We start from the raw sequence: 18,082 nt of genomic DNA, 5'->3' as shown, positions 1-18,082 counted from the left end.
CGCCGATCAGGGCGGGCGGCTCGGCGGACCATCCGCCGGAGCATCACGCTCGGCCCAGACGTGCAGAGCGCCGTCTTCTTGAGTCACCAGGATCGTGCCGCGCTGGTCCGTGCGCAGGATCCCCGCGCCCAGCGCCCGCAACATCTCCAGCGTCGGCGTGCGCGGATGACCGTAGTCGTTCCCCGCGCCCACGGAGATCAGGGCCAGCGCGGGGTCCAGATCCGCGTAGAGCTGCGGATCCTGATCGGCGCTGCCGTGGTGGGCGACCTTGACGACGCTCACATCGCGCGGACGTGCGAGTCGTCGCAGAGCGCCCTGCGCCGCTCCGGACAGATCGGAGAGGAACAGACTCCGCGGGACGCCGCCGCCCTCGATCTGCAGAACGACCCCCGCTTCATTGCCGGGCGGGAAAGCCCTCTCGTCCCGGCGGGGCCAGAGCACGCGCCAGCCCGCCTCTCCCAGACGTCCCGTCATGCCCGCCGCCGCCTGGACGACGCCCGCTCCCCCGGCTTCGAGCCGATCGAGCCGACGCTGATGCGCCGGTGCGCCGACCGGCCCATGCAGCACCACATCCGCACGCCCCGCGACCACGTCGACACCGCCGGCATGATCTCGGTCGAAATGTGTCAGCACCAGCACGTCGAGTCGAGCGATCCCGAGTTCGTCGAGGCAGCGCCGCAGGGACTCCGGTTCCGGGCCGGTGTCGATGAGCATGGCGCGTCCGGCCGACCGGACCAGCGTCGCGTCGCCCTGTCCCACATCGCACAGGGCGATCGTCCAATCCGCCGGGCGCTGCAGCAGCGCGACGGGCCCCGTGACGATACCCCACCCGGCCCCCGCACCGATCACGAGCGCGAGCACGCCGCCGACGATCGCGCGCCAGGGAGCGCTCAGCGGCCGGTGCGGCGCGATCATCCAGAAGGTCCCTGCGCTGAGCACGGCGACCACGAGCGCCGTACCGACACCGGCAGGCGTCTCGATCGTCGCTAGCGGCAACGCCGCGGTCGTCATCGCGGTCTCCGCGATCCAGGCCGAGGGCAGCCACGCCGCGGCCGCGAACAGATCGGCGAGGGGCGGGAGCGGCATGGCGAGGCACGCGAGCAGACCGAGCACCGTCGCGATCGGTGACGCCGGGCCGGCCAGGAGGTTCGCCAGCACCGAGACCAGGGACTGCTGCTCAGCGAACAAGGCGATGATCGGACCGCAGGCGAGCTGCGCCGAGAGCGGGACGGCGATCGCCAGCGCCAATGGTCGTGGCATCCGACGAGCGAGCCCTCGGGCCAGAGGCGGCGCGAGCACGATGAGGCCGGCCGTGGCCGCGGCCGAGAGCGCGAATCCGGGAGCCGCCGCGAGGTACGGATCCGCGAGCAGCAGCACGGTCACCGCCAGCACCAGCACCGAGAGGCCCGCCCGCGGGCGCCCGAGCAGCAGCGCCGTCAGGGCGACCCCGGCCATGGCCGCGGCCCTGATGACGCTCGGCTGCGGCGTGACCAGCACCACGAATCCGGCGAGGGCCAGCAGGGCGACGGCCACGCGGAACACCCTGCCGCCGCCGCACAGCGCCACGATGCCGAACGCCGCCGCAGCCACGAGCGCGAGGTTGCTGCCGCGTAATCACGAGGGTTGCATGCGTACCGCGCATGTGGTCAATGACCTTCAGAAACCGTACCGCGGAGCCACATGGAAGCCCTCATCATCGCGCGCGTCAGCCAGGACGCCAGCGGCCGCGAACGCTCCATCGACGAGCAGCTCGCGGACAACATCGCTTGGTGCGAGCGCGAGGGTTGGACGGTCACGCACACGATCCGTGAACTCGGCGGAATCTCCCGTCACTCGAAACGGACGGTTCGGGAGGAGCTCGCCGAGGCGCTGGAGTGGATCCGTTCCGGGAAGATCCAGATCCTCATCACCTGGGAGCTGTCGCGCGCGAGCCGTGACCTGCAGACGTTCGCTCTCCTCCGGGACGAATGCCGCACGCACGGCGTCCGGTGGGGGTACAGCGGGAAGCTCCGCGATTTCGACAGACGCAGCAGTAGCTTCCGGGCGGGCTGGGATGCTCTCCTTGCGGAACACGAGACGGACCGCACCAGCGACCGGGTCCGCCGTTCGATGAGCGCGAACGCGCGAGCAGGTCGCCCGCATGGGAAGCAGCTGTTCGGCTACGTCCGCAGGTACGACGAGCACACCAAGCACCTCATCTCAGTGGACGTCGACGAGCAGGCAGCGGCCGTCGTACGGGAAGCGGCAACGCGGTATCTGGCGGGCGAGTCCCTGCACGCGATCGCACGGTCGTTCGAGGACCGCGGCGTTCCCACCAGGCGTCCCGCGGTCAAGGCACCACCGATTCGGTCGGGGTGGACGGGGACCGCGATCCGGCAGATGCTGTCCAACCCGGCCTACGCCGGCGTCCGCGCCCACCACGGCACGCTGGTGGAAGCTGTCTGGCCGGCCATCGTCGCCAGGGCCGAATGGGATCGCATCCAGGTGATGCTGGAGGATCCGGATCGTGCGCGCCGAGGCGACCGGACCGTGTTCGATCCGAAGCATCTGATGAGTGGTGTGGCACTCTGCGGTCGACCGGGGTGCGGTGCCCCGCTCGTCGCTGGCACGAACACGTCCCGGATGAGCACCGACGGTCGCACCCGGCTGGTGAAGTACCCGGCGTACGTCTGCCAATCAGGGCTGCACCTCACGGCCAAGGCATCGCATGTCGACGCGATCGTCACCGAGCATGTCCTGGCACGGATGGAACGTCAGGACTTCGTCTCTCAGCTGATGACCGCGGAAGGACCCGAGGCAGCGCGTCGGCGCGAGCTCGTTGCCGCGATTGAGGCCGACGAGGCATGGCTCGAGCAAGTTCGTGGGCGCGCGGAAGCGGAAGCCCGCATGGACCTCCTGTTCTCGCAGGAGGAGATCGTGCTGCCGAAGTTGAACGCTGCGCGGAAGGAACTGGCGATGCTCTCCCCCATCGGCCGTGATGTCCTCGACGTCGCCGAAGCCACAGACGTTCGCGCCGCCTGGGCACACTTGGCCGTCCGCGAGCAGCGGGAGATCATCCGGGCGCTCGCGACCGTGACCATCCTGCCTGCCTTGAAGGTCGGACAACGCGGGATCGAAGCGTCCATCGCCCGCACCCGCATCGAATGGAAGGACCAGGCCGATGGCTGACCCGATGAAGGTTCTGTTGATCGCACGCGTCTCCCGCGACAACTCCGGTGAAGAACGCTCGGTCGACGAGCAGCTCGATGAGCTGCACGGGTGGGCGAACCGTGAGGGCTGGCAGGTCACACACGTCATTCGCGAGCTCGGTTCTGCATCTCGTTTCTCGCAGCGCCGCAGTCGGGACGAGTTCGCGGAAGCCGTCCAGTGGATCGAGTCCGGGCGGATCGACGCAGTCCTCATGTGGGAGGCATCCCGCATCACCCGCGATCTCGGCGTGTACGCGGAACTCCGGGAAACGTGTGCGAAGCACAACGTGAAGTACGGGTACGACGGCACCCTGTACGACTTCGCCGAGCGCGACGACCGATTCCGGACCGGCATCGACGCGCTCCTCGCCGAAGACGAGGTCGCAAGGACCTCCGAGCGCGTCCGCCGTGCCGTTGCCGCGAACGTCGCCGCCGGCCGCCCGAACGGGAAGAGCACGTGGGGGTACAAGCGCCTGTACGACCCGGAGACGAAAGCCCTCCGCGACATCGTCCCCGACCCGGTCACCGGACCGCTCGTGCAGGAGGCGTTCCGCCGGTTCCTCGCCGGTGAGACCATGCACGCGATCGCCGCGGACTGGAACCGACGCGGCATCCCACCACGGCGCCCGAAACGATCGGACCGCGACCCCGCACCATGGGGCTCCTACGCGATCAAGGAGATCCTCCGGAACCCCGCCTACGCCGCGTTGCGGACCCACAACGGTGTCGTCACCGGGGATGCGATCTGGCCCGCGCTCATCCAGCGGCCCGCCTTCGATGATGTGCAGAAACGGTTGGCTGACCCATCCCGACGTCGCGACCCTGCCGCGTGGGCCCCGGGGTCGCTGCTCACCGGGACCGCACGCTGTGGTGTGAACGGCTGCCGGGCGCGAGTCCGCATGGGCTACAACAACGCGGCCTACCGGAACGCTGCAGGGACTCAACGCCGGCAGTACCGCACGTACGTGTGCGCGAACGGGTCCCACGTTGCCGTGAAGCAGGCGTGGGCTGACGCCGTCGTCGTCGAACACGTCCTCAGCCGAATCGAACGCCCCGACTTCCTCGCAGCACTCCACAACATCGACGATGCCGGCGCCGACCGCCGACGAGAGCTCATGGCCGAGATCGACGCCCACCAGAACTGGCTCGCCCAGGTACGCGAAAGAGCCGAAGCTGAACGAAATCTGGATCTCCTCTTCGACATGGAAGCGAGAGTCCGCCCCAGAATCGATAAAGCACAGGCAGAGTTGAAGAGGCTTGCCAGCGCTTCTCCTGCGGTGCTCGCCCTTGCCACGGCGTCAGACATCCGTGCTGCATGGGCTGGACTGGAACTGCACGCTCAACGCGAGATCATTCGCTCACTCGTCGACGTGACCCTCCATCGCGCACGAGCAAAGGGCATGCGCGGGATCCTGCAAACCCTGGACAGGACCGAGATCCGGTGGAGGGTCGACACGTAGTCCGATGCAGGCTCAATCCGAGACCTCGAGCTTGGGCGTCGTACACGACTAAAACCAAGCGCGCAGGATCATGCTGAGCCGAAACCTGTGCCTGATGTGCAATAGCGTCGCCTCGTCGAGCGCTCTAAAGTACCGGCGGGCCGATTCCCCCTCAGAACTGCTGTTCTGCTCGAAGCTGGGCACTCCAGACGTCGGTGAGTGCAGACCGGGGCGCGACCACATCAACGCCTCAACAACTGGGCTACCCTCAATCCTTCGCTTGCCGCAACCGCCAAAGGTCCACCCGGATCGTCGAGCTAGCTGGCGTGACGCCAACGAAAGCCGGATCGCAAGCCCTGAGGACGCCCAAGACTTGCTGCGCTAATCATTGTCGGCAGTTGCAAGGAACTCGCTGACAGCAGGAAAATGCGGCTGTGCTGACAGCATGATCTCGCAAAGCGATGCGAGCAGGAGCGAATCGGCTGCCGCCTTGCGATGACGATCGCCGACTCCTCGTCGTTGTTCACTTTCCATAACAAGGACACCAACGCTGACTGCATCATGGGTGAGACGGAGCGCCACCATGCTGCAGGCCTGCATAGCAAGCGCAGCCGCTTCCTCCGGCCTAAACCCATACTCGCGGACTTGGAAAGCGTTCCATTCGTCACGATCAGCAGGCCAGTCTCTCCGGATGCTCTTGCCCCGCTCCCAGGCTTCGCCAATCACGCCGCGCCGCCCAGGATAGATCCCTCTTCCGGGCTCCTGAAGATGGGCGTTCTCGGAGAACCGGGCGAGCATGACGAACTTGCCGTCGACATGACAGTAGATAGAGATTCGCTGATGAGTTTGCTTCAGATCGCAGTGCGTCGCAATCCTTCGAAGTATCGACCAAAGTGCGCCTTGAAGTGCAAGCGCCGACTCCCGCGCCTTGGCCCGATCCTTGCGACGCTCATCAATCATCTCGGCGTACGAGGGACTGAGGCGAACCTGAACAACGATCCCCACAATCACAAGCACCGCGCCGACAATCAGGGGCCACAGAACACCCGGAATTGCTGCGAAGGCGGAAGCGAGCGCTCCCAAGGTAACCAGCACGAAGCCACCGTGTCCCCGGAAGGTAGACGCTAGCCTCGCTCCCGCGCGCTCCAGCCAAGGTCGACCAACGACCTCATCAAGAGTCTCGATCTCGCTCACGCGGGCGTCAGCGCCGACTCGATTAGCCGAATCTCGCCAGCTTCATCAGGATCTCCGTCGATCACCATCTGCAACGCACGATCTAAAACGTCATCTGCGAGTTCGTCCACGACATCGTCAGGATCTACGTTTAGGTCAAGCTCGACACGAAGCCCGTCGTTCTCGGCCCGAACACGGACATCGCCGACTTTTGGCGTCACCTCAGCAACTACTTCAAGCGCGCTCGACAGGCGACGGACCAACTCCTCAAGCACCGCGGCAGCGACATCCGTCCTGAGGATCGCCCACGCATGGATCATGGACATCTAGATCACCCGCTTCCGTCAAGGCTGACTCCCTGAACAGGTCTATCGACCGGTACTGACACTCTAACGCCCGACTGGCTTCGTGGGCCGTAACGTTCGACTGGGCAATCCACACGATAATGCGGCTTGTCGTGTGGGTTGGTGTCCGACGCTGGACGCTCTGCGGCGCCGCATCGGCCGGCCACCCCGCGAGATCTAATAGCGGCGTCTAGAGCCCCTCGACCCAATCTCGGAGCGCTTTCTGGCCTCGCACGACAAGTGTCCCGTACTCACCTGCCACTCTGCTGGCCTGTGCGAGGTGCGCCCAGTGCGAGTCGGGTACCACCACGTCGCAGTACGGAACGGCCAGCGCGAGATCGTGCACGTCGATCCGATCGTGCTGGCGGAACGCGTATCCCCGATTGCGGTGCGCGGCGTATAGAAGCTCGGCGACGACTCGCTGGACCGACAACGACGTGATGAAGGCTGTCCCGTCTACGGCGCTGCTGAACCACTCGTCTAGTTCGTTCCTGCTAACAGCATCTGGACCAAGCTGATCGAAGACATCTTGAAGCCGAGTGAGGATAAGACTGCGGTAGAGCAGTGACTCGTCCGCTCCCGGTGCGCTTGCAAACTGGCGCACTGTCTCCTGCGCCTGAACCCATTCGTCTCCGTCTCGGTGTGAGGGTCGGTAGTCGATTCCCTTGATGTCGTGAGACTTGTCCACGCCGACGAGATTGATCCACTCGAACTCTGCCGGCGTCATTGCGTCCATGGCTTCTAGGAAGGCCGTGGACGCTTCGAGGGTCGCGCCTCCTGCCGAGTCGTCGGTCGCCAGGCTTTCGACGATCCGGAATCTGCCCATTTTCGAGCCAAACGCGTGCCGCGCTCCCGTCCCGACTATCCATTGCCTTGGGATCGGCTCTGGCTGCGCACGGGTTCCTGTGCGCCAGGTCTGGACGAGCCGGGTGGTTTCCTCGACGACAACCTCGTGGATTGCTCTTAGGGAGACGTAGCCGGTTAGTTCGACCATCGTGCGGGCGACTCGGCGCCGAGATCGCGCGTCGACTCGATTCCAAAGCTCGAGGTAGTTCCCCGATGTCAGAGCCACTTGGAGTTTGCTCTCAGCTGATGCTTCAAGCAGGGCATCCCATACAGGCCGCATCTCGTGTCCGGGGTCTCGTCGAGCTCGCGTGAGTTCGACCCAGACCCATGAGTCGAATACACAGAGTATTGCGCCCGATGCGGGTTCCTTGGGAGGAGGCAGCATCGGCAGGCTGCCGTCGCGTGCGCCGGAACTCTCTGTCATATTGACCCGCTCTCCGATCGACTACGCCGTTTCACGAATGGACCAGCTCGCGCCGCCGGACTCATCCTGCACGACCTGCCCGTCCCGACGCCAGGACCAGCACCGCACTCGGGCCGTCCACTGCACCACGATCGACTTACGATCTAGCTGTCACTCAAGTACCTGTATATCGACCTATTGAACTTCGGGCGTCACGGCGACGTCTACTCCTAGACGGCATGGACCATCTCGCCCAGAACCTCGACGACCTTCGTCGACTGGCGCACGTACTGACGAGTCGCGGGGTTCAAGTGCGGTTCTTGAGGGAGCAACTGGTGTTCAGCGGAGAGGATTCTCCAACGGCCACGCTGATGCTCGCGACGTTGAGCGCGCTCGCAGACTTCGAGCGAGCGTTGGCGGGAGAGAGGCACGGTGAAGGAGTCGCAGTCGCGAGGATCCGTGGCGCCTATCGAGGACGGGCGCGGTCATTGACCGCTGAGCAGGTGCATCGCCTCCGGGCACAGGCTGCTGAGGGCGTCGCGAAAGCAGCGCTTGCACGAGAGTTTGGTGTGAGCCGAGAGACGATAAATGCTGGCCAATGCCCACCTATCGCAATCGCCCGATCGGTGAACACCTGGTCAAGGTATTCGTGATCCAACTCTTTCGCGCAACCCCGATCGAAGGTACTCGAGCGCGTATATCCAACCTGGCGACCGCCTGCGTATCCCTTGAGTCCATGAATCCTGCTGATTCGGTGAGGCGGCGCCTGCGCCTTTTGGTCGGTCACTGGAGCGGCGCCGCCCCAAGGCGGCCCTTCGTACCTGCACGCGGTCGATACGGCCTCAGTCGCTGCCTCCGTCGTCCAGGTTGTCTGAGAGTATCCCCATGACCTGCTCGCGAGTCAGGCGGGCGTTCTCGCCGATCGCGTGTGTGACCGCTCCGACGAACACTTCGACGAACACGGCGTGTGCCACACGCGAGGTGTGTTCCAACTCGTCGCGGAAGCTCTGTCCCGCAGGCGCGATGACGATCGCCTCGTCAGCGAGGGTCGTGAGCGCTGAGACCGCGAACGAGGTGAGCGCAACGATCTTCGCTGATCGCCCTGAGGCCTGCCGTGCTGCACGCAGACTCGCCTCATTCGCTCCTGATCCCGAAACGACAAGGCACATGTCGTCCGCGCCCAGTGTGGAGGCGGAGATCTGCTGTGCGATAGCGTCCGGCACGAACTCCGCCGGGCGTCCGATCGCTGTCAGGCGCATGGAGAGATCGGACGCGATGGGAGCGCTCAGACCGTTTGCCACGATCAGCACGCGTCCGGCGTTTGCTATGCCCCGTACGACCCATTCCATGGAGGTCTCGTCCAGAACGCTCACGGCCTGCGGCAGCGACTGCGCGATGCGACCGATCTCGGCGCGCATGCGGCCGAGCACGCCCTCACCATAGTCGGGCGCCTCCCCGCTCCCGCCGAGGGCGGTAGCGAGCGCCACTCTCAGCTGCGGAAATCCACGGTACCCGAAGCTCTGGCATGCGCGAACGACGGTGGATCGCCCCACACCGACACGATCTGCGAGCTGTTGCGCTGTGAGTTCGACGACGTCCTCCGGCGCCTGCAGGATCGCCTCCGCAACCCTGCGTTCGGTGGGTTGGAGCGAGTTCAGACTCGTTGCGATCAACGCCACCGGACCTGCCTCAGATCTGTGCACGTGCACCCTCCATGATCCGGCGCCGGATCGCGCCCGAAATCGCGTCGATGACCATCGTTACGACGACCACCACGATGAGCAGCATGCCCACCGTCGCCCATTCACGGTACTGGGTGTAGGACGTGAGCATGTCACCGATTCCGCCCACCCCAATCAGGCCGAGCACAGCGGACGAGCGCACGTTGATTTCGAAGCGGTACAGCCAGAACGACCAGAAGGAAGTCTCCGCCTGGGGCCATACTCCCCAGCGCAACACCTCCGCTGTGCTCCCGCCTGTGGCGCGTGCAGCTTCGATCGGCCCCTGAGGGACGGACTCGACAGCCTCGTAGCCCCACTTGCCGAGGGTGCCGATGCCGTGAAGTCCGAGGGCGAGCGCCCCGGTGAACGGTGTAAGACCGGTAACGGAGAGGATCACGATCGCGAAGATGATCTCCGGGACCGCCCTGATCATGGAGAACATCGTGCGCAGCGCAGTACGGAGCCAGGCCGGGGCGAATCCGCGCGCTGCGATGAGGCTGAGCGGTGTGGCCAGGAAGATGCTGAGGACCGTACCGACCCAGGCCATCTCGATGCTACGCCACGTCTGCCACAGCGCCTCAGGCAACTTGGACCAGTCGGGCGCTAAGAACATCAGCCCGAGGTAACGGATCACCTCCCCTGGTAGCCCGCCGAGGCGCGACCAATTGATCTGGATCGACCAGAACGCGAGTACGACGATCGCGGTGACAACGATCCATGCAGCCGTCCGCCACGGGCGCTTGTGGCGTATCGGAAGTCGTTCCTGGAGAGACAAGGTGTCGAGGGGATGTCTCGTACTGCTCTCGACGGCCGTTCCACTCACACCAACCTCCGGCGAATCGTGTCGGAGAGCAGGTCGATGACGATAACGACGATGAGGATCTCCAAGATGATGAGGGACAACTGGTCGTAGCGGTAGAAGCTGCGTACTGCGTCGATGAGCAAGCCGAGCCCGCCTGCACCCACAAGTCCCAGGACTGTCGACGCGCGAACGTTCAACTCGAGGACGTACAGCGTCTGGTTCGCGAACGCTGGCCAGGCATCCGGCAGTGCGATGGTGCGGTTGATCTGGGTCTGGGATGCGCCGACCGCGCGTCCTGCTTCGAGGGGCCCAGTGTCGTTCGTGTCGATCGCCTCGGAGACAAGCTTGACCAGGATGCCGATGTTGAAAAGTACGAGCGCGAGGATGCCGGGTAGCGCTCCGACACCAACCATGGCGACGAGGATCGCGGCGTAGAGCAGGTCGGGAACACTACGCACAACGTTCAGGACGGCGCGTACGATCCCCCGCCACGCCGCGTTCGGATTGGTGCTGCGTGCGGCCCAGAAACTCAACGGCAGCGAGATGAGCGCCCCGATCGAGGTTGCGATCACGGCCATCTGCAGCGTTTCGGCAAGCGGGGCGATCGTGCGCGGGAAGAACGACCAGTCCGGTAGAAGGAGCTTGACGATCTTGTCCGCGCCATGTTCCCAGTTCCGTGCGATCGCAGCGAGATCGACTCCGATTCCGACCACGGGCAAGCACATGGACACGGTCACGATCAGCACCGCCGTAGTGATCGCTGCCCCCTTCCAGCGCCCGCCGGGGCGTGCAGGGAGCGCAGCACGTGCCGGGGACCCGTTGCTCACGTTCGCAGCCGATCCGCCGGGCCGATCGAGCGGCCGTATATCTCCTCGAAGTCCGCGTCCGTGGCGCTGGCTGCCGGCCCGTCGTAGACCACCTCGCCTGCGCGCATCCCGATCATGCGCGTGCCATACTCTCGTGCAAGGTCGAGCAGGTGCAGATTGACCAGCACGGTGATGCCGAGTTCGCGGTTGATCCGCCGAAGGTCTCCCATCACGCCGTGCGCGGTGGGAGGGTCGAGACTTGCGACCGGTTCATCAGCGAGAACCACGCGCGGCTGTTGTGCCAACGCTCGGGCGATCGCGACTCGCTGCTGCTGTCCGCCGGAGAGTTCGGAGGCGCGCGCGTAGACCTTGGGTAGGATTCCTACTCGGTCTAGTGCTTCGTAGGCGAGATGCTTGTCGGCCTCTGGGTATAACCCGAGCAAGGTGCGCCAGAGCGGGGTGTGCGCGAGCCTGCCGACGAGCACGTTCTGCAGCACGCTGGCGCGGCTCGCGAGGTTGAAGCTCTGGAAAACCATGCCGATGTCGCCGCGCAGGCGCCTTAGCTCTCGGCCTGACGCCCCGGAGACCCTGCGTCCACCTACTTCGAGCGTGCCGGAGGTCACTGGCACAAGCCCGTTGATCGTGCGAATCAGAGTGGACTTGCCTGACCCTGAGAGGCCGACCACCGCGATCATCTCGCCTGGCGCGATGTCCAGGCTGACATCTTTAAGGCCGACCGTGCCGTTGGGGTAGCGAACCGTGACGCCGTCGAGGCGGATCGGCCACGGCGAGGGCGCCGGGACGGGCGAGTTGCCCGCTCCGACGTCCTCGCGCTGGATCGTGTCAGGCAACTTACTGCAGCCCCAGGGACTTCGCGGCCTTCGCGACCACATCCAGCGACGACGGGTTCGCCGGCGCGAGCTTGGTGATCGAGTAGATGCTGTTGAGGACCTTGGATCCCTCCTCCGACTTCGAGTAGTCCTCGAGTGCGGTGGTGATCTTGTCCTGGAGCTTCGACGACAGGTCCTTCGTGAGGGCGACGCCATCGTTCGGGATCTCGTCCGTCATGGCGAAGACGACGACCTTCTGGCCCACGTCTGGCTTGTCCTTCTTCACGATGTCGCGCGCGTCCCAGAAGCTGAATCCGACTTCGGCGTCGCCGTTGTAGACGGCCAGCACCGAGGCGTCATTCGCCGTCACGGGTACCTTCTGGATGTCGGTGTCGGGGTTGAGTCCCGCTTCCTTCAGGGCAACGATCGGGTAAATGTAGCCGGCAGGCGAGCCCGGCCCGAGCACGGAGACCTTCGCACCCTTGACTTTCGCGATCGTGTCAAGCCCCGCCGGCCCCTTGAGGGCATCGGCGCCGTTGCAGAACAGCTTTCCGTCACGTTCGACGGGCTTGTCCTTGCAGTACTTGTCGGGGTTGTTTGTCATGAACTGGGCAGGGTAGGTGATGTTGCCGTTGCGCTCGGTCTGCAGCACGGTCTTCGCACCGTACATGTCACCGGCCTGCCACAGCTGCAAGGAGGGCAGGAAACCGATCTGTGCCTGACCGGCGCCCATGGCCTCAACGGCTGCCTGATAGTCCTTGGAGACGACGCCGGTCACCTCGATACCGAGCGTCTTGCTGAGGTAGTCAGTGAGTGGCTTGGCGGTGTCCACGAGGCCGGACTGATCCTGAGACGGAACCAGAGCGAGCACGAGCGAGCTCGGATCCTTCTGCTCGGCCGCTGCAGACGAGTCGGCGGAAGACGAGCTGGCGGCTGTGCCGGAGCAGCCGGCGAGTGCGACGGTGAGCAAGCCTGCGGCGGCGGCGAGACCGAGCGCGGCGGAACGGATTCGGGTGGTGGTGCGCATGATCATCCTTTAGATGGGTGGGTGTGGATATGGGAGGCGGAGCTCAAAGGGCGCGCTGACGCGGCGGTGAGCCAGTCACGTATTGCAGGTATCAGCGACGCCGTGTCAGCCGCGCGCAGTGTTGGATTGGCATCCGGGTCGATGAACGGGCCGACCAGTGCTGTGTCAAGACCGCGTTCGTGCGCCGGGGCTAGGTCGTTGCGCCAGACATCGCCGATGCTCAGAACGACTGCCCCATCGGGCAGCGAATCCAGCACGGCGCCGAGGCCTGTCGGCTTTCCCGCTGCGGTGATGACATGGTCGAAAACGTCTCCGAGCCCGAGTTCGGCAAGGGTCTCCGCGATTCGGGTGGCGGGCGCGTTCGTCACGAGGATCCGCCAGGCGTCCACCTCACGAAGAAGGTCAGCCAGTCCTGCTGGAGCGCCAACCGGCGCTGCGGGGGTGCCAAGGGCTTGTCGACTGGCGAGGTAGGCGCGTTCGAGGAGGGTTGGGCCAGCCCCGTGCGCTTCGGCGATCCGGCGTACGGCGTCATAGCCATCGAGGCTGTCGGCTCCATCGGCATAGAGCTCGGAGCGCACCAACGCCAAGAATCGTGGACCATCGAGATCCGCGGTCTGCTCACTGAGTTCGTCCGCGATCTTGTGGGCATAAGCAAGGATCGGACCGTCGCCGAGCGCGATCGTCCCATCGAAGTCGAACACGAGGACGGGGCGGTCGCCGCCGACCGACGATTCTGCGGAGAACGGAGAAGGATTCACATGCTGCTTTCATTCACTGCGGACGCTTCGCCCATGCTTGACCATGGACGTGGACGGTTCGCCCACGCGCGATGAACGGCGAGTGAACTCTCCGCCCAGGTCCGGCCCATGTAGTGACGTATGGTTTTCCCATGCAGCCGATTGACGACCTGGAGCGGGCAGCATTCGCTGCAACAGTTCCCGCGCCGGACGCAGCAGAGCAAGCACTTGCCTCTATCGACTGGCTGGTTGCTGCCATAGAAACCGATCGGGAAGAAGGCCGATTTTCGCTCTGGGGCCTGTCGACAGTGGTCGACGAGAACACAACGAAGGCGGTCCTCGACAGGCCGCTCTTCGATGCGCTTCACAAGCGGGCCGGCCTCGTCGCAAGCTGGCCGGTGGGCAACGCAGGACTGCTGCACACCTACGGCTATCTGCTATCGCTCGCCCCGACGCCGTACGGACTGAAGAGGGAACGCTGGCTTGGCGATGATCTCGCCACGGCACTCGACCTCAGCGATCGGCACTTCATGCCTTGGGATGGCCCTCGCACGCTCCTCGCCCGCGCAACGGACGCGGCGTTGAACCTGCTCGCTTCCGGAGGTGAGTTTTCGAGCGACGCCGTCACAGACGGGCGCGCAACTCGCGCAGTACTCGGCCACGAACGCAACAACTCACGCGCACTCGCCTACTCGGTGGCATCGGCCGCAGGCGCGGCGCCGGCCCTGGTCACTTTGTTCCCCGTGAGTCATGCCGATACGGTCCTCGACACCCTCAAGGTGAGCCCAGCATGCCTTCTTTGGAACGCCATCTGATCTGCCGTACTCGGTCAACCGATTCCGAAGACGATCGATAGCTGCGCTTCCGGAGTGAGCCGCAAGCACTTCTCGGCGCTCCGCGCGCGATCCCGTGGGCCAGATGTCATCGACCAGACGTATCGCGTAGTCCCGCTCCAATGATGCGCGCGCGACCAGCACGCAATAGTGGAGCGCGCCGTAGAGACTGTCGACACCCCCGGGATCGGCCTCGGCAGCAAGTTCGCAGTTAGTGCCGGCCCTGAGACGTTCGATCGCGGCCTGGCACAAAAGCCGAGATGCTGATGGGGGCCGGGACGATGCACCACCGCACTCACGGAGGGCGGTTGACGATCATTTACATACAGGATTGCATGTTAGTCATGAGACGAACTGCAGAGGACGCAGCACAGACGCGTCGAGCAATCATCCGGGCAGCACTTCGGGAATTCTCGTCAAGTGGTTGGGCGGGAGGCTCGCTCGTCGCGGTCTCACGGCGAGCAGGACTTACTCGCGGGGCTGTGTATCACCACTTCGAGAACAAGGAGGCGGTCCTGCGTGCTGTCCTCGTCGAAGAATGGCCGTTGCAGATGACACCACTACTTGACGCGCTCGGCGATGACAGCCTGCCGCCTTCCGATCGTTTGCTCGGCTTCCTTTCTTCCTATCTGCGAATGCTGACCGAGAGCGAGCTGTTTCGTGACCTTGCCGTGGTCTCCACTGTGGTCGCCCCTCAAGCCCTGGAACTCGCGACCGGCGTCGCGGAGAAGCGTCAGGCACTCGGCGCTTGGAGCGACCGCCTCATACCGCTTCTGACGGCTTGTGGCCCGCTACGAGAGGAGATGACGATTCCGGAGGCCGTCTTCGTGATCTTCACCTTCGTGCATGGTCTCACTCTTGCCGCTGCGGTCGAACCCGCCTTGCTTCCGAAGGGCGCAGGTGTTGAGGCCATGAGCAGAGCCATCATCTACGGCCTGCTCCCTACGCGCACCGCATCCCTGTGAGGCCCGCGATGACCGCTCTCTCGAACACACAAACGACGAGTCGTTCCCGAATCGCCGTCGTCGTTGCATGCGTAGCGCTGTTCACGGACATGCTCGTCTACGGGATCGCCATTCCTGTGCTCCCTTTGCTCGACGCGACAGTCCAAGCTGGCCCCCTTGGCACGGGTGCCCTGTTCGCGAGCTATGCCGCCGCGATGATCATCGTCACCCCTTTCGCTGGGCGCATGGTCGATCGAGTGGGGCCGCGAGGACCCTTGCTTGTCGGGTTGCTCGGCCTCGCGGCCGCCACGCTGCTGTTCGCGATTGGTGGCCCCTACTGGGTTCTGATGCTCGGGCGCCTACTGCAAGGCCTGGCCGCAGGCATGTCCTGGGTGGCGAGCCTCGCACTGATTGCTGCGGTCGTCCCTTTCGCAAGGCGGGGACGCACCATGGGAGTAGCAATGAGCATGATTTCTCTCGGCACCTTGATCGGCCCACCTCTATCCGGGTTCCTTGTGCAGCATTGGGGCACCGCTACCCCTTTCTTGGCTGCCGCCGCCTTCACCTTGGCTGATGGCGCGTTGCGCATCATCTTCATCAGGCCGCTGCCTGCTGCAGCAGACGACCCGACCGGACCGCTCGCCGTCCTGCGGATCCCGGGCTCATTGTCGACTATCGGCGTGATCGCGCTTGGCGCCGCCGTGATTGCAACGATCGAACCGACCTTGCCCCGGTACTTACACGATGCGCTCAGCGTCGATTCGCTCGGGATCGGAGTGCTATTCGCTCTTATCGTCGTCGTCGGCGCGATCCTCAACCCGATCGTCGGCAGTTTCGTCAGCAGAGTCGACGCTCGCTACCTCGTTGGAACCGGGATCATTGTTACGAGTGCTGGGTTCGTCGCTATTGGGCTCAGCGAGCAGCTGTGGCAGATCGTTGCCGGGCTAGCTCTGATCGGCGGCGGGATCGCCTTCTTCTCGGCGCCGTCGAGCACTCTGATCGGTGGTCAAGGCGCCCAAACAACCCCGCCCGCGCTCGGTGGGGCGTACAGCCTGTACAACCTTGCATATGCGACCGGACTCATGATCGGCCCCTTTCTCGCAGGCTCCCTCGTAAGCGCACTCGGACCCCAGACCGCGTTCCTGATGCTCGCGCTCACAACAGTGCTCCTCGGCGCAAGCACACTGCCACGGTTGCCCACCGCAACGAACCACAGCCCAAGATGACTGGCCACGCGGTCCGATCACCCGACAGCACGACGGGCTGATCGGCTGTATCTGGACTCGACAACCTCCTGGGAGCGGCGGACGTCGAACTCGATGACGAGGTGCTCGACCTTATCGACGAGATCGTGGCACCCGCCACCGAACTAAGCCCGGAGGACACCGATCACACCCTTCCCTCACCCAACTCATCCCCCGCCTAACTTAGGTTCGCATGAGGCGCCGGGTCAGGTGAGCGGGGACAATGCGATCCAATGCATGATGCCAACACCTAGGGTCCGCGATGCGGCCTTTGCTGCGGTAGTCACCGCTAGCGGCCTACTCCTGGTGACCAAGCTTGACAGCCATCGCGGGATGCCTGTGTGCGAGAGCCTTGAGCTGGAGCAGACTGTTGACGCTGGGTCCGCGCTCCTGCAGATATGTACCTGGTTCCACGCCGTGGTCCCATCCCCATCGGGTGTGGCTGACATCGCCAGTCATCAAGACCGCGCCTGTGACTGTGCGGGCCAAATACGAGACATGGCCCGTGGTATGGCCGGGAGTCAAGATCGCGAAGAACGAGCCGTCGCCAAACACGTCATTGACTGCTTCGAGGCTGCCGCCTGCTTCTTTGGCGAACTGGAGTTCTTCCAGAGGCGGGCGCCCTGCGAGAAGGTGATTGTTTGTGCCTTGCGCGAAGAGGTTCAGGAACAGCGAGGCTTCAGCCTCGTCAGCGCCCGTGTAGATCGGAATGTCCTTGGGAATGTCGGGAAGCCCGGATACGTGGTCCAGGTGAAGGTGCGTCAGGAACACGCCGCGCAGCGGGGTGGGCTCAGCCTCGATGATCTCGGCGGTGCTCTGTTGAGGACTCATCTTCTCGATGCCGCCGAACATCCGCAGCATCATCCCGACGCCGGCACGGGCAGGATCCTCCAGCAACCGTCGGGAGACTCCTGTATCGACGAGGAAGAAGCCGTGCGTGGGATGCCGCACGACGTGCGCGTAGATCTTGATTGCTTCCTTTCGATCCTTGATCCCTGCTGCAACGGCCTTCGGGTGCTTGATGTTGAGGAGCCCGGCGAGTGGCGCTTCCCAGTCCGCCGCGATCGTCGTGACATCGAGTGGGCCGGGAGGATCGAGCAACGACTCCATTGCCGCCGAGTCGATCGCGTTACCGAGCCGTGCCTTTCGAGTAGCGTGACTGGTCGCCTTGAACGTGAGCATCTTCATGATTGGGTCCTTGTCTGGTTCTGGGTGTGCAGTGCAGATGAGCGGAGGTCAGTCGCGCGTCGGGCGCGGGCATCAAGGCGAGCGAGTTCCTTGGCATGGACCCTGCGGAGCCTGATCGGCGCAGCGATTCGTTCGACGAAACCTGCAACGCCGGTCTCTCCGTCGAACCTGGATACGATGTTCACCCGCGCCTGGTCGCCATGGGGCGCGATGGTGAACGTGGTCACGAGACCGGAGCCATTGAGGTCGGTGTGCACCACGGTGCGCCCCGGCTCGGGCTCGGTGACGCGCATTCGAAGTTGCCGAACGCCGCCGGCGAACTTGATCTTGTAACTGGCGACGCTCCCCTCCCCGACATCGCCTTCTTCGAGGCGGAAATCGTAGAAGGGATGCGGCAACAACTCCGCATGGAGCGGCGTTGCCGAGACGTACCGGTACACAGCCTCCGCCGGAGCGGCGATCGTACGATCGACGGATGCGACTACTGTGTGAGCCAAAGTTGGCCTCCTTGTCTAGAACTCATGAACATGGATCCGTCCCGCTGCGGTGTCAGACCA

The 18,082-nt window shown here is 64.6% G+C and carries 18 protein-coding genes and 1 pseudogene; 6 read left to right on the top strand and 13 right to left on the bottom strand.

Going from position 1 to position 18,082, the window contains the following annotated elements:
* Positions 1–6: 6 nt before the first annotated feature.
* Positions 7–915, bottom strand: a complete 909-nt coding sequence (locus ACIPY5_RS00255) for a ComEC/Rec2 family competence protein (protein WP_400968410.1) — start codon at positions 913–915, stop codon at positions 7–9.
* 9 nt (positions 916–924) lie between these two features.
* Positions 925–1,596 (bottom strand): annotated as a pseudogene (locus ACIPY5_RS00250) (ComEC/Rec2 family competence protein); the annotation flags it as partial.
* A gap of 84 nt (positions 1,597–1,680) precedes the next feature.
* Between ACIPY5_RS00250 and ACIPY5_RS00245 the strand changes: the two are divergent.
* Positions 1,681–3,168: a recombinase family protein gene (locus ACIPY5_RS00245; RefSeq protein WP_400965314.1), complete on the top strand. Its 1,488-nt coding sequence runs from the start codon at positions 1,681–1,683 to the stop codon at positions 3,166–3,168.
* Entirely contained in the window at positions 3,161–4,648 is a 1,488-nt protein-coding gene (locus ACIPY5_RS00240; RefSeq protein WP_400965312.1) for a recombinase family protein, read from the top strand. The genes ACIPY5_RS00245 and ACIPY5_RS00240 overlap by 8 nt, the downstream gene beginning before the upstream one ends.
* A gap of 360 nt (positions 4,649–5,008) precedes the next feature.
* Here the strand turns inward: ACIPY5_RS00240 and ACIPY5_RS00235 are convergent, their stop codons facing one another.
* From ACIPY5_RS00235 to ACIPY5_RS00225, 3 genes are all read right to left on the bottom strand, one after another.
* The gene (locus ACIPY5_RS00235; RefSeq protein WP_400965309.1) at positions 5,009–5,821 is read right to left on the bottom strand and encodes a hypothetical protein; all 813 of its coding nucleotides are present in this window, start codon (positions 5,819–5,821) and stop codon (positions 5,009–5,011) included.
* On the bottom strand, positions 5,818–6,126 hold the full coding sequence (locus ACIPY5_RS00230; protein ID WP_400965306.1) for a hypothetical protein: 309 nt from the start codon (positions 6,124–6,126) through the stop codon (positions 5,818–5,820). Before ACIPY5_RS00230 ends, ACIPY5_RS00235 begins: the two co-directional genes overlap by 4 nt.
* Before the next feature lie 208 nt (positions 6,127–6,334).
* Entirely contained in the window at positions 6,335–7,138 is an 804-nt protein-coding gene (locus ACIPY5_RS00225; protein ID WP_400965303.1) for a hypothetical protein, read from the bottom strand.
* A 452-nt stretch (positions 7,139–7,590) separates the two neighbouring features.
* Here ACIPY5_RS00225 and ACIPY5_RS00220 point away from each other — a divergent pair, with 452 nt between their 5' ends.
* On the top strand, positions 7,591–8,046 hold the full coding sequence (locus ACIPY5_RS00220) for a recombinase family protein (protein ID WP_400968407.1): 456 nt from the start codon (positions 7,591–7,593) through the stop codon (positions 8,044–8,046).
* Between the two features lie 189 nt (positions 8,047–8,235).
* Here the strand turns inward: ACIPY5_RS00220 and ACIPY5_RS00215 are convergent, their stop codons facing one another.
* The 6 genes from ACIPY5_RS00215 to ACIPY5_RS00190 form a co-directional block, all read right to left on the bottom strand.
* Complete coding sequence (locus ACIPY5_RS00215) at positions 8,236–9,072, bottom strand: MurR/RpiR family transcriptional regulator (RefSeq protein ID WP_400965300.1); 837 nt, start codon at positions 9,070–9,072, stop codon at positions 8,236–8,238.
* Positions 9,073–9,082: 10 nt separating this feature from the next.
* Positions 9,083–9,889 carry a phosphonate ABC transporter, permease protein PhnE gene (gene phnE, locus ACIPY5_RS00210; RefSeq protein WP_400965297.1) on the bottom strand — a complete coding sequence of 269 codons (807 nt, stop codon included), beginning with the start codon at positions 9,887–9,889 and terminating at the stop codon, positions 9,083–9,085.
* Positions 9,890–9,933: 44 nt separating this feature from the next.
* Entirely contained in the window at positions 9,934–10,662 is a 729-nt protein-coding gene (phnE, locus tag ACIPY5_RS00205) for a phosphonate ABC transporter, permease protein PhnE (protein WP_400965294.1), read from the bottom strand.
* A 77-nt stretch (positions 10,663–10,739) separates the two neighbouring features.
* Positions 10,740–11,501, bottom strand: a complete 762-nt coding sequence (phnC, locus tag ACIPY5_RS00200; protein WP_400968404.1) for a phosphonate ABC transporter ATP-binding protein — start codon at positions 11,499–11,501, stop codon at positions 10,740–10,742.
* Positions 11,502–11,574: 73 nt separating this feature from the next.
* A complete protein-coding gene (locus ACIPY5_RS00195; protein ID WP_400965291.1) occupies positions 11,575–12,579 on the bottom strand; it encodes a phosphate/phosphite/phosphonate ABC transporter substrate-binding protein in 1,005 nt (334 codons plus the stop codon).
* A gap of 2 nt (positions 12,580–12,581) precedes the next feature.
* Positions 12,582–13,337 (bottom strand): HAD family hydrolase, encoded by a 756-nt coding sequence (locus ACIPY5_RS00190; RefSeq protein ID WP_400965288.1) that lies wholly within the window; start codon positions 13,335–13,337, stop codon positions 12,582–12,584.
* A 131-nt stretch (positions 13,338–13,468) separates the two neighbouring features.
* On the opposite strand from ACIPY5_RS00190, the gene ACIPY5_RS00185 reads away from it, so the two are divergent.
* The 3 genes from ACIPY5_RS00185 to ACIPY5_RS00175 all read left to right on the top strand — a co-directional run bounded on the left by ACIPY5_RS00185 (position 13,469) and on the right by ACIPY5_RS00175 (position 16,319).
* Complete coding sequence (locus ACIPY5_RS00185; RefSeq protein WP_400965285.1) at positions 13,469–14,131, top strand: amino acid deaminase; 663 nt, start codon at positions 13,469–13,471, stop codon at positions 14,129–14,131.
* 278 nt (positions 14,132–14,409) lie between these two features.
* Positions 14,410–15,114 carry a TetR/AcrR family transcriptional regulator gene (locus tag ACIPY5_RS00180; protein ID WP_400965282.1) on the top strand — a complete coding sequence of 235 codons (705 nt, stop codon included), beginning with the start codon at positions 14,410–14,412 and terminating at the stop codon, positions 15,112–15,114.
* An 8-nt stretch (positions 15,115–15,122) separates the two neighbouring features.
* On the top strand, positions 15,123–16,319 hold the full coding sequence (locus ACIPY5_RS00175) for an MFS transporter (protein WP_400965279.1): 1,197 nt from the start codon (positions 15,123–15,125) through the stop codon (positions 16,317–16,319).
* A gap of 315 nt (positions 16,320–16,634) precedes the next feature.
* Here ACIPY5_RS00175 and ACIPY5_RS00170 read toward each other — a convergent pair whose 3' ends face one another.
* Together ACIPY5_RS00170 and ACIPY5_RS00165 are read right to left on the bottom strand one after the other, a co-directional pair.
* Positions 16,635–17,525 (bottom strand): MBL fold metallo-hydrolase, encoded by an 891-nt coding sequence (locus tag ACIPY5_RS00170; RefSeq protein WP_400965275.1) that lies wholly within the window; start codon positions 17,523–17,525, stop codon positions 16,635–16,637.
* Complete coding sequence (locus ACIPY5_RS00165) at positions 17,522–18,022, bottom strand: SRPBCC family protein (protein ID WP_400965272.1); 501 nt, start codon at positions 18,020–18,022, stop codon at positions 17,522–17,524. The genes ACIPY5_RS00170 and ACIPY5_RS00165 overlap by 4 nt, the downstream gene beginning before the upstream one ends.
* Positions 18,023–18,082 lie beyond the last annotated feature (60 nt).

It is taken from the genome of Microbacterium sp. NPDC089698 (assembly GCF_044749045.1).
Taxonomy (GTDB): domain Bacteria; phylum Actinomycetota; class Actinomycetes; order Actinomycetales; family Microbacteriaceae; genus Microbacterium.
The sequence above is the reverse complement of the archived record's forward strand: the minus strand, read 5'-3'. Positions and strand labels throughout refer to the sequence as shown.